Consider the following 14,537-nt stretch of genomic DNA (forward strand, 5'->3'; position numbering starts at 1 on the left):
CCCCTCAGCTACCGCGGTTCTCATTGATGAAGTCCACAAACGCCCTCAGCGGCGAGGGCAGGTAACGGCGTCCGGGGTAGTAGAGGAATGGTCCGGTAAAGCGCTGCCACCAGGGTTCGAGCACTGGCTCGAGTGCGCCACTGTCCAGGTGCGGTCGAAGCCAGTCCTCGAACAGGTGGACGATCCCCAGCCCATCCACCGCAGCCTGCACCGCGAGGTCCATGGCACCGCCGATGCGCACGATCAGCGGGCCGTTCGGTTCGACGCTGATGGTCTCGCCGTCGCGCTCATATTCCCAGAGCGGCAACGCACCGCTGGGAAACTTGCCCGCCAGGCAAGCGTGTTGCAGCAAGTCTCGTGGATGCTCGGGCCGGCCCCTGGCGTCAAGATACGCCGGTGAGGCAGCGGTCGCGAAGCGTTGGAGGCGGGGACCGATGGGGATCGCGATCATGTCCTGTTCAAGACGCTCGTCGTAGCGAATACCCGCGTCACACCCGGCGGCGAGCATGTCGACGAAGCTCTCTTCGGTGACCACTTCCAGGCGGATGTCGGGATAGCTTTTCAGAAATGGCGCGACGATTGAAGGCAACACCAGCCGGGCGGCGCTGACGGGGACATTCAACCTGAGGGTGCCCGAGGGACGGTCGCGAAAATCGTTGACGACGTCCAGCGCGGATTCGACCTCGCCCAAGGCCGGCACGATCCGTTCCATCAACCGTGCGCCGGCCTCGGTCGGCACCACGCTGCGGGTGGTGCGGTTGAGCAGGCGCACGCCGAGTCGGCTTTCAATTCGGCGTACCGCGTCGCTGAGGCTGGAGGCGGATTTGCCGCTGAGCCGGGCGCCTTCTCGAAATCCCCGCGCATTGACCACCGCCACAAAGGCCAGCAAGTCTTGAATGTCCGTCGCCATTGTTCTCTCCGTCGTACAACCCGTTCGGATTGCACCTGATTATCAGTGGAGTGGTCAACGCCTATAGTCGGCTCACACAGACTAATTCAAGGGGTACGCGATGAGCAGGGCAGACAAGGCAGGGACTTTTTTACTGGGTAACCGTACGGTCAACCGCATGGGCTACGGCGCGATGCAACTGGCGGGGCCGCAGGTCTTCGGACCGCCCAAGGACCCGGCGGCGGCCATCGCCGTGCTGCGCGAAGCCTTGGCGGCCGGAGTCAATCACATCGATACCGCCGATTTTTACGGGCCCCATGTCACCAACCAACTGATCCGCGAGGCGCTGCACCCTTACGCCGACGACCTGGTCATCGTGACCAAGGTCGGTGCTGTTCGTGGCGCCGATGCGTCATGGAACGCAGCCCAGAGCCCCGCCGAGCTGACCCGTGCGGTGCACGACAACCTGCGCAACCTCGACGTCGAGGTGCTGGACGTGGTCAACCTGCGGGTCATGGGCGATGTGCATGCGCCCGCTGAAGGATCGATTGAAGAGTCCTTCACAGCATTGGCCGAGTTGCAGCGCCAAGGCTTGATCCGCCATCTGGGCCTGAGCAACATCACGGCAGCGCAAGTCAGGGAGGCCCAAGGCATCGCCAAGGTGGTCTGCGTGCAGAATCACTACAACCTGACCCATCGCGACGATGAACAACTTATCGCCGACCTGGGCCGCCAGGGCATTGCCTACGTGCCGTTCTTCCCACTGGGTGGCTTTACGCCGCTGCAATCGGAAACGTTGTCGAACGTTGCCGCGCGCCTGGAGGCGTCGCCGCTGTGCGTTGCGCTGGCATGGCTGCTGCAACGTGCGCCGAATATCCTGCTGATTCCCGGTACGTCGTCAGTGGCTCACCTGCGGGAAAATATCTCGGCCAGTGAGCTGCACATTCCGGCGCCTATGTTGGCTGAGCTTGACGCCATGGTTTAGCCGCAGCCCCTCCGGGCAGTCTCCATTCGCCTGAAAAATCGAACAGGGTCCAGCCGGGCGATGTCCCAGACATATCGTTGTCAGGCAAGGATTTCGTCATGGCAGACCCTTCTATTCCCGGCCACCGCTGGGCTGATTCAACCTTGGCTTTCTTGCGCGAGGGCTACCCGTTCATACGCAAGCGTTGCGTCGCCTATGGCAGTCCGGTTTTCCAGACCCGACTGCTGGGACGGCGCACGCTGTGCCTCAGTGGGCTGGAAGCGGTGGAGCTGTTCTACGATGCGCGGCGCTTCGTCCGGACCCCCACGTCGACGCCGGCGCCGCTGCGCAACATCCTGTTGGGCGCTGGCGGCGTCCAGGGTCTGGATGGCGCACCTCATGCGCGACGCAAGCAGCTGTTTCTCGACGTGCTGGACAAGGAAAGCGTAAACCGCCTGGTCGGCCTCTACGAGGCTCACTTGAGCGAAGCGGCGGCGAAGCTTGCGGCGAACCAGCCGATCGAATTCCTGCCGTGGATCGAGGCGCTGCTGTGTCGATCGGTCTGCGAGTGGGCCGGCGTGCCAATGATGAGTGATCGGCAAATGCACCGGTTGACCCGTCGGCTCGCCTCGCTGATCGATGGCAACGGCCGCGTCGACTGGCGGATGCCGGCCGCCTGGATGCGGCGCAAGGCCTGCGAGGCCCAGGCGGCGCGCTGGATAGAAAACTGTCGGCAAGACCCGGCGCCAGCATCGCAGCAGACCCCGCTGCAACAACTCGCATGGCATCGCGATGAGCAGGGCCAGTTGCTCCCGCCGCGGATAGCGGCAGTGGAGCTGCTAAATATTTTGCGTCCAGTGGTGGCGGTGGGGCGCTTTCTGTTGTTCGGGCTGATCGAGTTGGAACGCCGGCCGCAATGGCGCGCCAGCATTGCTCGCGATGACGCTGCGGCTTGGGCTTTTGCCGAGGAAACGCGGCGCTTTTACGCGTTCTTTCCAATGGTGGCGGCGTTTGTGCGCGAGAGTTTCGAGTGGCGAGGCTACCGCTTCGAAAAAGGCACTCGGGTGCTGCTCGATCTGTTTGGCTCCAACCGTGATCCGGCGCACTGGAAAACCCCGGAAAGCTTTGCGCCCGAACGTTTCGGCCGGTGCCCCATGAGAACCTCTGTCATCAGCCAGGGCGGCGGGGATTACACCTATCACCGCTGCCCGGGCGAGCCGCTGACGCTGGCCCTGATGCAGAAAACTTTCGAACATCTGTGCCGCCATGTCCAATGGCGGCTGGTGGTGAAAGAAGTCGATTTTCAACGCCTGCCCATGTTGCCCAGGGAGCCGGTGCTGATGTCAGTGGTGACCGGCTAGCCACGCGCCTCATCCGTCTCGTTTCGATGGTGTTCCGGCCAGCTGTCGACGGGGCGGGCGCGGTCTTCGTTGAACATCTCGGTGAGCAACGCGTTGGCGCGTCGGTAGGCGTCGTGCCGGAACGTGAGGTCATCTTCCGGTTGGGCGACGATTTCCTCGAGCATCTGCAGATTCAAGCGGCGGAACTGATCGGCGCGTTCGCGCGCCTCGTAAGCGCCGACACCCATCTGCACCAGTGCCCGGCGACCCAACGCCAGCGCGCTTTCGAAGGTTTCCCGCTCGGCAACCTCGACACCCATCTGCCGCAGGTTGATCAGGTGGCCCATGTCCCGCGCGCGGACGACCAGTTTCAACGTGGGGAAGTGCTCCTGGGCCAACCGGGTCAGCGTCAGGTTGTCTTGCTGATCGTCGATCGCATTGATCAGCACCGCCGCCTGTGCCGCGCCGGCCGCGTGCAACAGGTCGAGGCGCGTGGCATCGCCGTAGAACACTTTCACGCCGAATTTGCGCAGCGTCTCGATGTTGTCAGGGTCGTGATCCAGGACCACCACCTCGACGCCGCAGGACATCAGCAAACGTCCGGCGATCTGTCCGAAACGGCCGAAGCCGGCAATGATCACCCGCGGGTTCTGCTGGTCGACGAGGTCGGATTCCTGGCGGTCTTTCTTGCTGGCCGACTCGATCCGCTCCAGCAGCAGAATCAGCAGCGGCGTCACGCACATCGACAGGGCCACCGCCAGCGTCAGGCTCTTGCCCCACTGATCGGTCAGGATGCCGGCCAGCGTCGCGGCGCCGAACACCACAAAGGCGAACTCGCTGCCCTGGCCGAGCAATACCGCCTGCCAGGAACGCTGGCCGTCGGGGACGTTGAGGAAGCGGCTGACGGTCTTGATCACCAACAGCTTGATCAGGATGAACCCGAGGGTCAGGGTGATGACTTTCAGCGGTGAATCGATCAGCGTGCCGAAATCGATCGACATGCCGACGCCGATGAAGAACAACCCCAGTAGCAGGCCCTTGAACGGTTCGATGTCGCTCTCCAAGGCGTGGCGGTATTCAGAACTGGCCAGCAGCACGCCGGCGAGGAAGGCGCCCATGGCCATCGACAGGCCGGCTTCTTCCAGCAGAAAGCCGAAGCCGAACACCAGGAACAGCGCCACGGCACTGAAGATTTCACGCAGGCCCGAGCGAGCGGCGAAGCGCAGCAGCGGTCGCGTCACGTAACGCCCGAGCAGCACGACGACGCTGATGGCGGCGACGATCTTGACGATCGACAACGCCAGGGCGGTGCCCGACGGTGTATTGCCGTGGGCCGACAGCAACGGGATCATGGCGACCAGCGGAATGGCCGCGATGTCCTGGAACAGCAGCACGGCAAAGCTGCTGCGGCCCACGGCGGTCGCGGTCAGGTTGCGTTCGCTCATCGCCTGCATGGCGATGGCCGTGGAGGAAAGGCTCAGGGTCAGGCCCACCAGCAGAGCGGCCGTCCAACCCAGCCCGAGGGCTGCGCAGAACGCCGCAATGGCGGCACCGCAAGCGAGCATCTGTAGCGCGCCGCCACCAAACACCATCCGACGCAACGCCCACAGGCGTTTGGGATCGAGCTCAAGGCCGATGATGAACAGCATCAGGACCACGCCGATTTCGGCGAACTCCAGGATGGCCTTTACGTCGGTAATCAGCTTCAGCCCCCACGGACCGATCACGCAGCCGGCCAGCAGGTAACCCAACACCGGGCCCAGGCCGAAACGTACGGCAATCGGTACGATCAACGTCGCCGAGGCCAGGTAGATCAGCATTTCAATCAGGCTATGGGTCTCCATATCAATCTTCCTTCCAGGCGGCCAGGCGTTCGCCGTAGTGTTCGATTTGTGCGCGTTGGGCGTCGGATTCGGCGGCATACGCGCCATGCACGACCACCGGCTCCAACCAGCGCATGTGGCAGTAAAGTGCGGTCGCCTGGAGGGGCTGGGCCAGCACGCAAAAGCCTGGATAGGCGCCCATCTGGAAATGATCGTGTTCGCCGCCGGTGGTCACCGCCCAGAGCAGGCTTTTGTCCGTGAGGGCCGTTGCGCCTTTGCCGTACGCCCAGCCGTGGGTAAACACCTTATCGATCCACAATTTCAGCAGGGGCGGCATGCTGTACCAGTACATCGGATGCTGGAGCACGACCAGGCCTGCCTGTTCGACGGCGCGCTGTTCGGCCTCGACGTCGATGTCGAAGTTGGGATAGAGGTCGTAGAGAGACCGTATCACCACGTGCGGATTGGCGGACGCGCGCTTGAGCATTTGCTGGTTGACCCGCGACTGGTCGGGGTAGGGATGGGCGTAAACGATCAGGATCATCAGGCAATTCCAGGCGACTGGGTCCAAGGCAAAGGCCGGACATCCTACCGGGGAAGGCGCGTGATGTTTAGGGCATTGTTCGCCTAGGAGTCAATTGAGCGGGAGCGTGACTTTGACCTCCAGGCCACCATCGCGCCGATTCCTGAGGGTCAGCGTGCCGCCATGCTCCAGCACCGTCGCCCGCGCCGCCGACAGGCCCAGGCCGACGCCGCCGGTGTTCTTGTTGCGCGAACCCTCGATGCGAAAGAATGGCGCGAAGACTTGCTCGTGAAATGGCGGCGCGATGCCCGGACCGCGGTCGAGGACGCGGATCTCGACGCAGTCCGTATAGGCCTTGAGCTGGACGCTGGGCTCGGTGCCGTATTTGATCGCGTTGTCGATCAGGTTGGTCAGCGCACGTTTTATCCCGATGGGCCGGCCTACATAGACAAACCGCTGGGCGCCCTCAAAGTAGACCTCGATACCTGCGTCCCTGAAGTCATCGACGACAGTGTGCAGCAGTTCTGCCAGGTCGAATGCCGTGGCGTGCTCGAGCCGCGCTTCGTCGCGGAAGAACTCCAATGCCGCGTTGACCATCGCCTGCATTTCATCGACGTCCCTGAATAATCTCGATTGCTGTTCGGCGTCCTCGATGAATTCCCCGCGCAGGCGCATGCGGGTCAACGGTGCCCGCAAATCATGGGAAATGGCCGCGAGCATTTGTGTGCGGTCCTGGACGAAATGCTTGAGCTGGGCCTGCATGGCATTGAACGCCAGGATCGCCTGGCGGATCTCGAAGGGGCCGACGACCGGGATGGGCGGCGCCCGGAAATCCACGCCGAAGCGCCTGGCGCCCTCGGCGAAGCGTTCCAGCGGTGTCGCCAGGTGCCGCGTGGCAATCAGGGCGACGATCAATGTCGAGAGCAGGATCAGCGCGATAATGATCAGGTTGCGCTGCCATTCCCCCAGGCCCCAGCTGCGTGAGGCCACGGAAAGGTCCACCCAGGTATGGTCGGCCAGCTCGATGATCAGGGCGTAGCGCCGAGCGGGATCATCGGTGGGCCAATCGCCCGGCTCGTAGGCTTCTACGCGGGCGTCGGGCCTGCCCAGTTGACGACGCAAAAACGCCGAGCCCTCGCTGAACTCCGGGTCGTCGACGATGGGCAACCGCGCCTCTTCACGGCGCTGCAACCACTGCACGCTGAGCCCTTGGTCGCTGGCGGCCTTGGCAATGTCGAGCCGTCGTCCGGAGTCGACCGAGTCGATGATGCGGGTGATGGCCGCCGCCTTTTCCATCAGGCCGGTTTCCATCAGGGGAGGGCGCGCCCAGGCGCCGGCCAGCAGGGAAAACAGCTCGTTGAGGGCCAGCAGCGTCAACATTGCGAGCATCGTGGTCAGGGCGATCCAGCGTGCGACCGTGTCCCGTGGCCGAGGCACTTTGGTGCGCTGGCTGATCATCGCTTCACCACGTGGGGACTGAACAGGTAGCCGCTGTTGCGAACGGTGCGGATCATCGATGGGCCCGTAACGTCGGACTCCAGTTTGCGCCGCAGTCGGCTGACCTGGACATCGATGCTGCGGTCAAACGCATCGAAGGTTTCGCCACGAGCCATATCTAGCAACTGCTGGCGGGTCAGTACGCGGCGCGGGTGTTCGGCGAACACCAGCAGCAGCTCGAATTCCCCGGCAGACAGCGGGATCATGACCTTGTCGGGGGAGCGCAACTCGCGGCGAGTGACGTCCAGCTGCCAGCCTTCGAATTCCAGCACCGGCCGGGAGATATCGCCCTGGCTACCCCTGGCTTCGCCGGTACGCCGCAGGACGGCGCGCACCCGGGCCAGCAGCTCCCGCGCGTCGAAGGGTTTGGTCAGGTAATCGTCGGCGCCCATTTCCAGGCCGACGACGCGATCGCTCAACTCGCCCATGGCGGTGAGCATGACGATGCCGACCCGGTGTTCGGTCCTTAACCGTTGGCAAAGCACCAGCCCGTTATCGCCGGGGAGCATGACGTCAAGAATGATCAGGTCTGGCTGCCGACGTTCCACCGCTTGCCACAAGGCGTTGCCGTCGGCGGCGACCTCAACGCTATAACCATGTTGTTCGAGGAATTTGCGCAGGAGGGCGAGGACTTCGAGGTCGTCGTCCACCAGGAGTAGATGGCTCACAGTGGTCACGTCGGGCAAGGGATACAGGAGGCGATACTAGGGTCAATCCGCCGCTTGCGTCATATATTTCAATCTGGAAACAAAGCGACCGGCGCGCAACATTGCGGAAATCTTCAGGCAAGAAAACAGCGGCAGGCTTGCATCGATGTCAGCCAATGAAGCTGTGCACTGAACCCTGTGGCGAGGGAGCTTGCTCCCGCTTGAGTGCGAAGCGCTCATGGATTTTTGGGGGCCGCTTCGCGACCCAGCGGGAGCAAGCTCCCTCGCCACGGGTTTGGTGTTCGGCTTTCAACGGGTAGGCACTCCTTATTCCTCGCCGAGATAATTCTGTATGCCGATCGCCAGACCCGCGCCGCTGCTTGCTCGATCCACTGTCATCGTTGCGCTGGCGGCGTTTGCCAGCGGTTGCACCAGCACGCCCCCGGCAACGCCAGGCAGTTGCCAGCCTGCTCCCTACGCCGTGCACGACCCCGTCGAGCCGGTGAACCGCGGCATCTTCGCTTTCAACCGCACGCTCGACGATTACGCGCTGGCCCCCGTCGCCCGGGGTTATCGCAAACTGCCGGACATGGTCCAGACCGGCGTGCACAATTTCGTCGCCAACTTCGGCGAGCCCAAGGTGTTCATCAACGATCTGTTGCAAGGCAACGGGCAGCGCTCGGTCACCACCTTGGGGCGGTTTGTCATCAACACCACCGTGGGCATGGTCGGGCTGATCGACGTGTCGGGCAAGATGGGCATCGAGCGCCACGAGGCCGATTTCGGCCAGACCTTCGGCGTCTGGAACATCGCCCCCGGGCCGATTGTCGAGCTGCCGTTGTTTGGCACCGGCAATTTGCGCGATGCGACCGGCAAGGTGGTGAGCTTCGCCGTGGACCCGTTCGGCAGCAACAGCGATACCGTCGAGACGTTGGGCACGATCAAGACCGTGGGTGGTGTTGTCGATGGTCGCGCCGAGGCGTTGCCGCTCACCGACAAGCTGCAAACCCAACCCGATTATTACGTGGCGCTCCGCGACGCGATCGCGCAACGGCGCGCCGACTTCGTCGCCGACGGCAAACTGGGCTCCGTGCAAGACGAGCCGCAATGCCAGGAAGAAGGGGCCGCGGATGAATAGCGAAGCGCTGGTCCTGCGCCGTCGGGTGAAAACCCTCGGCCAAGGTGCTCTGCATTGCCACGAAGTTGAGCTGCGGCTTGCCGAGGATGGCAGTCATGTGTTGCTCAGCCGCTATGTCGAACGATATCGGCATGAGCAGGCGGGTTTGAACGCGGTCCAACACTATCGCGTGCCGGTGGCGAGCATGATTCGCTGGATGATCAACCATGGCGAGCAGGGGAGTGTCCCGTGAGGGCTTGCCGTAGTGGCGTTTTCCCATACCTCAGGCCTGGAAACATTTTTACATACTCCCGGTTTAATTTTGGTTGTACGATGTCGTACGAAATATGATGGACTGTCGCCGTTCGCACAAAAAAAATAACGGAGATCCATCCATGTCGAGCATTCCTTCCGTAGAAGGCAAGGCCAGTGCCCCCGCGCGAGGCCGCTTCACACGACTGTTGAAGCTACTTGGCCCCGGTATCATCGCGGTACTGTCCTGGCTGGGCGCCGGCGACCTCATCACCTCTTCCGTGGCCGGCGCAAACTACGGCTACGCCATGATGTGGGTGTTGGCGGTGTCGCTGCTGCTTCGATACCTGATCGTCAACATCATCGCGCGCTTCCAGCTCTGCAATAACCAGGGCATGACCATCCTGCAAGGCTACGCGCAACTCAATCCGTTCTTTGCCTGGTTCCTGCTGGTGTATGCGCTGCTCATGGGGCATCTGATGAATGCCTACATGATCAAGGGCGCCGGCGAGGCCTTGGCCATGCTGCTCAAGACGGACTACGCGCTGCTCTGTTCGGTGGCGGTGGTGCTGGCGGTGTGGATGCTCGTCGGTCGCAATATCTACACGATGATCGAGGGCGTGATGAAGGCGCTGCTGGCGATCATGACCCTGGCGTTCCTGGCGCTGGCGGTGATGTCCGGGCCGGATGTCGCCGGTATCGTCAAAGGCACCATCGGCTTCAGCATCCCGCCCGATGAAGGCGTGCACGGTGCGCTGCTGGTGGCGGTGTCGGTGATCGGTGCGGTGGCGGGTTCCATCGCCAACTTCGTCCACCCCTACGTCATGCGCCAGAAAGGTTGGGTCGGGCCGGAGCACAAGCGCATCCAGCGTAACGACCTGCTGTTTGCGGTGTTCGTCGGCATCGTCATCAACCTGGCGATCTGGATCGTCGGCGCGGAAATCCTGCGGCCCAACGGCATTGAGGTCAACACCCTGGGCGACTTGGGCAAGGCCCTGGAAATCTTCTTCGGCCCGATCGGTTGGTACGTCTTCTTCATCGGTGTCTTCGCCACGTTGTTCGCCAGTATTTCCGGCAAGACCACGGCGTTTCCGATGCTCATCACCGACGCCTTCCAGCACGTCAAGCCCGAGCGTCGCGAGCGTTATGGCAAGGAATTCCATCGCGACCCGATGCACAAGTGGTTCATGCTGTTCATCCTCGTGACACCGCTGATCTGGTCGCTGCCCGGTATGCCGGACTTCGTGACCCTGACCATCGGCGTCAATGCGCTGAACATCATTGGCTTGCCGGTGATTTCCCTGGGCCTGTTGATCATGTCCAACCAGAAGTCGTTGCTGAGCAAGGAATACCGCAACAACCTGTTCGAAAACATCGCCCTGGTCTTTGCCACTGGCCTGGCGCTGTGGGTTGCATTCCAACTGGGTGTCGATCTGTTCACCTGAGGCCTGGTCATTCACCTTCGCGGGGGGCTGCTAGACTTTACCGTCCAGTCCCTTTCGGAGAAGCGCAATGAACAATAAAAACAGGATCTGTCTCTGGTACGACGGCACTGCGCAGGAAGCGGCGGAGTTCTATGCAAGGACGTTTCCCGACAGCGCAGTGAACGCCATCCATCATGCGCCGGGCGATTACCCGGCCGGCCAGCAGGGCGATGTGATCACCGTGGATTTCACGGTGATCGGCATCCCTTGTATCGGGCTCAACGGCGGCGCGATGTTCAAGCACAACGAGGCTTTTTCGTTCCAGGTCGCCACCGATGACCAGGCCGAAACGGACCGCTTGTGGAACGCGATCATCGACAACGGCGGCCAGGCCAGCGCCTGCGGCTGGTGCAAGGACAAATGGGGTGTGTCGTGGCAGATCAGTCCCCGCGTGCTGGTCGATGCCGTCACCAGCACCGACAAGGCCGCCGCCAAGCGTGCCTTCGAAGCCATGATGACGATGACCAGGATCGACATCGCGGCGATCCAGGCAGCGGTGAAAGGTTGACGCTTCGCCATCGCGGACCTGCTCGCGATGGCATTGCTTTGTCGTGCGTAGGTCAACGCGTTACCTGTCGCCTTCAGGCAATTTGGCGATCACCTTGATCTCGAACTGAAAACCATACAGCCACGTCACGCCTACGGCCGTCAGCGTCGGGTGCGGCGCGTTGCCCCAGAATTCGGGCACGACGCTCCAGACCCGCTCGAAAATCGACTGCGGGTCGACCATGAAGACCGTGACATCGACCACATCGTCAAAGCTGCAATCTGCGGCGGCGAGTATCGCCTTGAGATTGTTGAAGGCGCGGCGGACCTGGTCTTCCAGCACGGGCTCGGGCGAGCCATCCTCGGTGCTGCCGACTTGCCCGGACACGAACAGGAAACCATTGGAACGAATCGCCGGCGAATAGCGGTTGCGTTCGTATAGCGCCTGGCGTCCGGGTGGGAAAACTACGTCACGCGGTGTCATGGGGACCTCCGGAAATCATGTGGAACGACGCGAATTCATCGTTGACGTCACTCTAGGGGCTTGTCCCCGGGCGATAAACGAGCAACCTTGGCGCTCACTGTTTGTGAATTCCGAACAATCTGACGGAGGTGGCGGGGAAGATGGATCGTTTCGATGCGATGCAGGCGTTTGTTCGAGTGGTGGAGGCGGGCAGTTTTACCAAGGCGGCGCAAACCCTGCACATGAGCAAGACCACCGTGACCCAACTGGTGCAGCAGCTCGAGGCACGCTTGCGGGTCAAGTTGCTCAACCGCACGACGCGCAAGGTCAATGTCACCGCTGACGGCGCGGTCTTCTACGAGCGGGCGATTCGCCTGCTGGCTGACATGGACGATGCCGAGACCAGCCTGTCCAGCGCTCAGGCGCTGCCTCGAGGGCGTCTGCGGGTGGATGTGCCGAGCCCGCTGGCCGCGATAATCCTGGTGCCGGCGCTGCCGGCTTTTCATGCCCGCTACCCGGACATCCAGATCGACATGGGCGTGAGCGATCGCATCGTCGACATCATTGATGAAAACGTCGATTGCGTGGTGCGTGGCGGCGAACTGACGGATCAGTCGCTGATCGCCCGGCGCGTCGGCGACCTGGCCCTCGGCGTCTTCGCCGCGCCGAGTTACCTGGCGCGCGTGGGCACGCCCGTCCATCCCCGGGAACTGGAGGATTCCGAGCACCGCATCGTCGGTTTCCTCTGGGCACGCACCGGCAAAGCGCTGCCTTACGCCATGCACAACCACGACGAGCGCCTGCACATCAAAGGGCGTTACGTCGTGGCGGTCGACGATGGCAACGCTTACCTCGCCGCAGGCCTGGCGGGGTTGGGAATACTCTGGCTGCCCAGCTACATGTCACGACTCCACGAGGCGCAGGGTACGCTGGTGCCGCTGTTCGCAGGCTGGCGCCTGGACCCGATGCCGCTCTACGTGGCTTACCCGCCGAACCGTCACATCAGCGCCAAGTTGCGAGTGTTCATCGACTGGGTGGTCGAGCTGATGGCGCAACATGCACCTATTCTTGATCGGCACACGTCATGAAAATTCTCGATAGCAGAGGAGATGCACAATGGACCGATTCACCGGCGGTTGCCTGTGCGGCAACATTCGCATTGAAGCTTCGGGGCGCCCATACCGGGTCGGCCTTTGCCACTGCCTCGATTGCCGCAAGCACCTTGGCGCAGTGTTTTACGCCGCCGCGGTGTTCCCCGAGGACGCGGTGACGATCACGGGCGCAACCCGGGACTATGCCGGGCGCCATTTCTGCCCCACCTGCGGCTCATCCCTGTTCGCCCGCAGTGGCGACGAGATTGAACTGAACCTGGGCACGCTGGATGCGCCCGACCAACTGATGCCCACCTACGAAAGCTGGACCGTGCGCCGCGAGTCCTGGCTGCCGGCGTTTGCGCTGGCCCGGCACTACGAACGTGATCGTGAGGGCACGGGGCGGTTCGAGGAGTAGGGCAGTCACTCGAACCCGACAATCGCCTTGATTTCCAGATATTCCTCAAACCCATGCACCCCATATTCGCGTCCGTTTCCCGAACGCTTGTAACCCCCGAATGGCGCCATGGGATTCCAGGCCGGGTAGTTCAACAGCACTTGCCCGGCGCGGATGCGCGCGGCCACGGCGCGGGCCTGATCGAGGTCCTGGCCTTGGACATGGGCGCCCAGGCCGTAGACGGTGTCGTTGGCGATGGCCACCGCTTCATCCACCGTGTCGTAGGGGATGATGCACAGCACCGGGCCGAAGATCTCTTCCTGGGCGATGCGCATGCCGGTGCTGACGTGGGAGAACACCGTTGGCCGGGTGTAGAAGCCTTTCTCGAAACCCGCTACGCGCCCCGGACCGCCGCAGAGCAGTTTTGCCCCTTCAGCCAAGCCCGCTTCGATCATGGCCTGCACGCGCTTGAACTGTGCCTCGTTGGCGATCGGACCCAGTACGGTTTCTTCCGACAAGGGGTCACCGACGATGATCGCGTTGGCGGTGGCGGCGGCCAGCGCCTCGACTTCCGCCAAGCGGTTGCGCGGCACAATCATTCGGGTTGGTGCGCTGCACGACTGGCCGACGTTGCGGAACGCCGACAACACCCCCGGCGGCACGGCTTTGGCGAAGTCCGCGTCGGGCAGCAATATATTCGGCGACTTGCCGCCCAGCTCCTGGGTGACGCGCTTCACCGTGGCGGCGGCAGCTTGCGCGACCAAGGCGCCCGCGCGGTTGGAGCCGGTGATGGAGATCATGTCGATGTCCGGGTGTGCCGCCATGGCCGTGCCGACCTCGGCACCGTTGCCATTGACCAGGTTGAATACGCCGGCGGGGAGGCCCGAGTCATGCACCAACTGGGCGAAAAACAGGGCGCTCAAGGGCGACAGTTCGCTGGGCTTGAGCACCACGGTGCAGCCGGCGGCTATCGCCGGCGCGACCTTGGCGGTGATCTGGTAAAGCGGCCAATTCCATGGCGTGATCAGGCCGCAGACACCGATGGGTTCACGCACGATGGCCGTGCCGTTTTCGACGTGTTGGAAGCGATAGGAAGTCAGCACATCGCGCGCGACCCGAACGTGCTCGGCGGCCAATGGCACCTGCATGGACCGCGCGAAACCGATGGCCGCGCCCATCTCCAGGCACAGCATCTGGGCCAGCGCTTCCTTACGTTCGAGCATCAGCTCGTGAATCTTGCCGACGATCAATGCACGGTCCGCCACCGGCGTCGCGGCCCAACCGGGAAACGCCGCGCGAGCCGCCGCGACGGCGCGGTCGACGTCTTGGGAGGAGCCTTGGGCAACCTCGGCGATGATTTCTTCGGTGGCGGGATTGATCACCGATAGCGTCATTGATCGGGCTGGCGACTGCCAGCGTCCATCGATATAAAACTGCCCGGTGGTTTGTGCAATATTCGAGGTTTGGGTGGTCATCCAACGGGCTCCTGAAGCAGTGACGACGTAGCCGAAAGCAGGCCGTGATTCTTCCCGATAAACTAACAAAGCGGTCCTGGCGGGATGTG

General features: G+C 62.8%; 15 protein-coding genes. 8 read left to right on the top strand and 7 right to left on the bottom strand.

From position 1 onward, the window contains the following. Window positions 1-4 precede the first annotated feature (4 nt). Window positions 5-910, bottom strand: a complete 906-nt coding sequence (locus J3P95_RS10570) for a LysR family transcriptional regulator (protein ID WP_434577403.1) — start codon at window positions 908-910, stop codon at window positions 5-7. 100 nt (window positions 911-1,010) lie between these two features. Between J3P95_RS10570 and J3P95_RS10575 the strand changes: the two genes are divergently transcribed. Further along, window positions 1,011-1,874 carry an aldo/keto reductase family oxidoreductase gene (locus J3P95_RS10575; protein ID WP_434562755.1) on the top strand — a complete coding sequence of 288 codons (864 nt, stop codon included), beginning with the start codon at window positions 1,011-1,013 and terminating at the stop codon, window positions 1,872-1,874. 98 nt (window positions 1,875-1,972) lie between these two features. Further along, a complete protein-coding gene (locus J3P95_RS10580) occupies window positions 1,973-3,214 on the top strand; it encodes a cytochrome P450 (RefSeq protein ID WP_434562757.1) in 1,242 nt (413 codons plus the stop codon). Here J3P95_RS10580 and kefC read toward each other — a convergent pair. The 4 genes from kefC to J3P95_RS10600 form a co-directional block, all read right to left on the bottom strand. Then, window positions 3,211-5,037, bottom strand: coding sequence for a glutathione-regulated potassium-efflux system protein KefC (kefC, locus tag J3P95_RS10585; protein ID WP_434562759.1), 1,827 nt, complete (start codon window positions 5,035-5,037; stop codon window positions 3,211-3,213). The two genes, J3P95_RS10580 and kefC, sit on opposite strands and share 4 nt — an antisense overlap. A 1-nt stretch (window position 5,038) precedes the next feature. After that, the gene (kefF, locus tag J3P95_RS10590; RefSeq protein WP_434562761.1) at window positions 5,039-5,560 is read right to left on the bottom strand and encodes a glutathione-regulated potassium-efflux system oxidoreductase KefF; all 522 of its coding nucleotides are present in this window, start codon (window positions 5,558-5,560) and stop codon (window positions 5,039-5,041) included. 90 nt (window positions 5,561-5,650) lie between these two features. Next, the gene (locus J3P95_RS10595) at window positions 5,651-6,997 is read right to left on the bottom strand and encodes a sensor histidine kinase (protein WP_434577400.1); all 1,347 of its coding nucleotides are present in this window, start codon (window positions 6,995-6,997) and stop codon (window positions 5,651-5,653) included. Beyond that, window positions 6,994-7,704: a response regulator gene (locus J3P95_RS10600; protein WP_434577398.1), complete on the bottom strand. Its 711-nt coding sequence runs from the start codon at window positions 7,702-7,704 to the stop codon at window positions 6,994-6,996. Before J3P95_RS10600 ends, J3P95_RS10595 begins: the two co-directional genes overlap by 4 nt. Before the next feature lie 331 nt (window positions 7,705-8,035). On the opposite strand from J3P95_RS10600, the gene J3P95_RS10605 reads away from it, so the two are divergent. The 4 genes from J3P95_RS10605 (at window position 8,036) to J3P95_RS10620 (ending at window position 11,044) form a co-directional block, all read left to right on the top strand. Continuing rightward, complete coding sequence (locus J3P95_RS10605) at window positions 8,036-8,821, top strand: MlaA family lipoprotein (RefSeq protein ID WP_434562767.1); 786 nt, start codon at window positions 8,036-8,038, stop codon at window positions 8,819-8,821. Beyond that, entirely contained in the window at window positions 8,814-9,053 is a 240-nt protein-coding gene (locus J3P95_RS10610) for a hypothetical protein (RefSeq protein WP_434562769.1), read from the top strand. The genes J3P95_RS10605 and J3P95_RS10610 overlap by 8 nt, the downstream gene beginning before the upstream one ends. Window positions 9,054-9,195: 142 nt before the next feature. After that, a complete protein-coding gene (locus J3P95_RS10615; protein WP_434562771.1) occupies window positions 9,196-10,497 on the top strand; it encodes an Nramp family divalent metal transporter in 1,302 nt (433 codons plus the stop codon). A gap of 67 nt (window positions 10,498-10,564) precedes the next feature. Next, window positions 10,565-11,044: a VOC family protein gene (locus J3P95_RS10620; protein ID WP_434577396.1), complete on the top strand. Its 480-nt coding sequence runs from the start codon at window positions 10,565-10,567 to the stop codon at window positions 11,042-11,044. A 60-nt stretch (window positions 11,045-11,104) separates the two neighbouring features. Here the strand turns inward: J3P95_RS10620 and J3P95_RS10625 are convergent, their stop codons facing one another. Further along, entirely contained in the window at window positions 11,105-11,506 is a 402-nt protein-coding gene (locus tag J3P95_RS10625) for a RidA family protein (RefSeq protein WP_186637513.1), read from the bottom strand. A gap of 140 nt (window positions 11,507-11,646) precedes the next feature. On the opposite strand from J3P95_RS10625, the gene J3P95_RS10630 reads away from it, so the two are divergent. Both J3P95_RS10630 and J3P95_RS10635 read left to right on the top strand, forming a co-directional pair. Next, window positions 11,647-12,573, top strand: a complete 927-nt coding sequence (locus J3P95_RS10630; protein WP_434577394.1) for a LysR substrate-binding domain-containing protein — start codon at window positions 11,647-11,649, stop codon at window positions 12,571-12,573. A 28-nt stretch (window positions 12,574-12,601) separates the two neighbouring features. Then, window positions 12,602-12,994 (top strand): GFA family protein, encoded by a 393-nt coding sequence (locus J3P95_RS10635; protein ID WP_434562777.1) that lies wholly within the window; start codon window positions 12,602-12,604, stop codon window positions 12,992-12,994. A 5-nt stretch (window positions 12,995-12,999) separates the two neighbouring features. Here J3P95_RS10635 and J3P95_RS10640 read toward each other — a convergent pair whose 3' ends face one another. Next, window positions 13,000-14,448 (bottom strand): aldehyde dehydrogenase family protein, encoded by a 1,449-nt coding sequence (locus J3P95_RS10640; protein WP_434577392.1) that lies wholly within the window; start codon window positions 14,446-14,448, stop codon window positions 13,000-13,002. Window positions 14,449-14,537: the final 89 nt, after the last annotated feature.

The organism is Pseudomonas sp. Z5-35, assembly GCF_051131945.1.
Taxonomy (GTDB): Bacteria; Pseudomonadota; Gammaproteobacteria; order Pseudomonadales; family Pseudomonadaceae; genus Aquipseudomonas; species Aquipseudomonas marvdashtae.